Origin of the sequence: Nocardia seriolae NBRC 15557, from assembly GCF_007990715.1 — a bacterium.
In the GTDB taxonomy this organism is placed as follows: Bacteria; Actinomycetota; Actinomycetes; order Mycobacteriales; family Mycobacteriaceae; genus Nocardia; species Nocardia seriolae.
This window is the reverse complement of the sequence record NZ_BJWY01000271.1, coordinates 1-1,055: the sequence shown is the minus strand read 5'-3', so window position 1 is coordinate 1,055 and position 1,055 is coordinate 1. Positions and strand designations below refer to the sequence as shown.

The window sequence follows — 1,055 nt, the reverse complement described above, 5'->3', positions numbered from 1 at the left end:
GTTGCCGAGCAGGACAAGGACATTCAGTTCCTGAAAAAAGCTTCGGCGTACTTTGCCGCGATGCAGAACAACCGGCCCGGTTCGAACTGATGGCGAAGTACGCCACCCCCGATGTACACGCCCTCACCGCGACAGCGGGCACCACCACCACCGCCGCCCCGCAAGGCTTCGACGTGACCCGGATGGCGCGACTGCTGGACGTATCGACCTCGGGCTACTACACGTGGAAGAAGCGCAGGGCCGCAACCGAACTCACGCCACGGCAGCAGCGCCGCGCCGACCTGGCGATGAAGATCCTGGACGTGCACGCCGACTCCGACGGCACCTACGGATCCCCGCGGATCACCGACGAGCTGCGCGAACGCGGCGAGACGGTGAACAACAAGACCGTCGCGGCGATCATGGCCGAGATCGGGATCGAGGGCATCAGCCCGCGCACGTTCAAAGTCCGCACCACCGTGGCCGATCCGACCGCGTCGTTCCCGCCGGATCTGGTGGCACGCCACTTCGATCAGGGCCGCCCGGACGCGGTGTGGACCACCGATTTCACCTACCTGACCTGCGGGCAGGGTGAGATGTATCTGTGTGCCATCCGCGACGGGCACACCCGCCGGGTCCTCGGGAACGCGGTCGCCGACCACATCGGCGCCGACGTGGTCGAAACCGCGATCGAGCAGGCCGTGGCCGTGCGTGGCGGCCGGGTGGACGGCACGATCCTGCATTCGGATCGTGGCGGTGAGTTCACCGCAGCGTTGACAGTGAAAGCCTGTGCCCGCCACCGTCTTCGACGGTCGATGGGCGCTACCGGCATCTGTTGGGACAACAGCCCCGCCGAATCGCTGTGGTCGACCTTCAAGCACGAGTTCTACTACCGCCACACCTTCGCCACGAAGGCCGAACTCATTGCCGCAGTTGACAAATGGATCGACCGCTACAACACTACCCGCAGGCACTCCGCGATCGGCGGAATCAGCCCTATCCGCTACGAGCGGGCTCTGGAGACAGCCGCAGCGAACGCTGCGTAACCATCTGTCCACCATTCGGGGGGAACCTCA

General features: G+C 65.3%; 1 protein-coding gene. It reads left to right on the top strand.

The genetic code is table 11. The features are described 5' to 3' along the window. Positions 1 to 89: 89 nt before the first annotated feature. Positions 90 to 1,025, top strand: coding sequence for an IS3 family transposase (locus tag NS2_RS35670; RefSeq protein ID WP_036553034.1), 936 nt, complete (start codon positions 90 to 92; stop codon positions 1,023 to 1,025). Positions 1,026 to 1,055: the final 30 nt, after the last annotated feature.